Below are 1,445 nucleotides of genomic sequence, written 5' to 3'. Positions count from 1 at the left end.
CCCGCCCGCCCTCGGCGGCGACGGCAAGGGCACCAACCCCGAGCAGCTGTTCGCCGCCGGCTACGCGGCCTGCTTCGCCAGCGCGCTGAGCAACGTCGCCCGTGCCGCCAAGACCGACGTCAGCGAGGTGTCGGTGACGGCCGAGGTCAGCATCGGCAAGGACGACGTCGGCTTCGGCCTGGAGGTCACGCTGCGCGTCGAACTGCCCGACTCGCTGGCGGGCGAGGCCGGCGAGCGGCTGGTGGAGCAGGCCCACCAGGTCTGCCCCTACTCCCGCGCGGTGCGCGGCAACGTGCCGGTCACCCTCGTCGTCGAGTAGCGGAGGTCGGGCCGGCGTCACCGGGCGCGGTGCCGGAACGCCTCGCGGTAGGTCGCCGGCGGCACGCCGGCCAGCCGGCGGAAGTGGTGCCGCAGGTTCGGCGCCGTGCCGAAGCCCGTGCGGTGCGCCACGCGCTCGATCGGGACGTCCGTCGTCTCCAGCAACTCCTGCGCCAGCCGCACCCGTTCCTGGAGCAGCCACTGCAACGGGGTGGTGCCGAGGGTCTCCCGGAAGCGGCGGGCGAACGTCCGCTCGCCGAGCCCCGCCGCCCGCGCCAACTCGGCCACGGTGAGCGGCTGTTCGAGCCGGGCCCGGGCCCAGTCGAGGGCCGGCGCCAACCCCGCGCCCCCGCCGGCGGCCGGGCCGGCCGCCGGCCGGCGCGGTGGCCTGGCGAACTGGACCTGGCCGCCCTCCCGGTGCGGCGGCACCACCATCCGGCGGGCCACCTCGTTGGCCACCGCCGCGCCGTGGTCGGCGCGCACCAGGTGCAGGCACAGGTCGATGACCGAGCCGGTGCCGGCCGAGGTCAGCACGTCGCCGTGATCGACGTAGAGCGGCCCCGGGTCGACCTCGACGGCCGGGAAGCGGCGCGCGAGGTCGTCGGCGTGCATCCAGTGCGTGGTCGCCCGCCGGCCGTCCAGCAGCCCGGCGGCGGCCACCAGGTACACCCCCGCGCAGAGCGAGACGATCCGGCGGCCGAGCGCGTGCGCCCGCCGCACGGCGGCCACCAGGCCGGCCGGAGGATTCCGGACGCGGTCCAGGTGGCAGGCCGCGACGATCACCGTGTCGGCCTCCGGGATGTCGGCCAGGCCGTACGGCGTGGGCACCAGCAGGCCGTGCGCCGTCCGCAGCGGACCGGGCTCCCCCGCACACATCCGCAGCTCGTACCACGGGTCCACCAGGTCCGACCGGTCGAGGCCGAACACCTCGCAGGGCACGGCGAGTTCGAAGGTCGGCAGGCCGTCGAGCACGGCCAGCGCCACCACGTGACGGTCATCCGCCCCACGCCCACTCATGGCGGAAATTTATCGCACCACGTCGTTTCCGCCCATGGCCGGGGACGGGCCGCCGGCCCGACGCTTCCCTGGTGACCACCACACCCGCCCGACCGTCGACGCAGCTCCCG

At 76.0% G+C, this 1,445-nt stretch carries 2 protein-coding genes; one reads left to right on the top strand and one right to left on the bottom strand.

Annotation, left to right across the window (positions count from 1 at the left end; genetic code table 11):
* On the top strand, positions 1-319 hold a 319-nt coding region (locus tag E1283_RS36190; RefSeq protein ID WP_132822390.1), incomplete at its 5' end, for an Ohr family peroxiredoxin.
* Positions 320-336: 17 nt separating this feature from the next.
* Here E1283_RS36190 and E1283_RS36185 read toward each other — a convergent pair.
* Positions 337-1,335, bottom strand: a complete 999-nt coding sequence (locus tag E1283_RS36185; protein WP_132822389.1) for a helix-turn-helix domain-containing protein — start codon at positions 1,333-1,335, stop codon at positions 337-339.
* Between the last annotated feature and the right edge of the window lie 110 nt (positions 1,336-1,445).

The organism is Streptomyces hainanensis (assembly GCF_004348415.1).
Lineage (GTDB): Bacteria > Actinomycetota > Actinomycetes > Streptomycetales > Streptomycetaceae > Streptomyces > Streptomyces hainanensis.
This window is presented reverse-complemented; position numbering and strand designations above follow the sequence as displayed.

Bases quoted from the DNA above. Each gene is read 5' to 3' on its own strand.
- E1283_RS36185 (WP_132822389.1), bottom strand. From the start codon at position 1,335: ATGAGTGGGCGTGGGGCGGATGACCGTCACGTGGTGGCGCTGGCCGTG.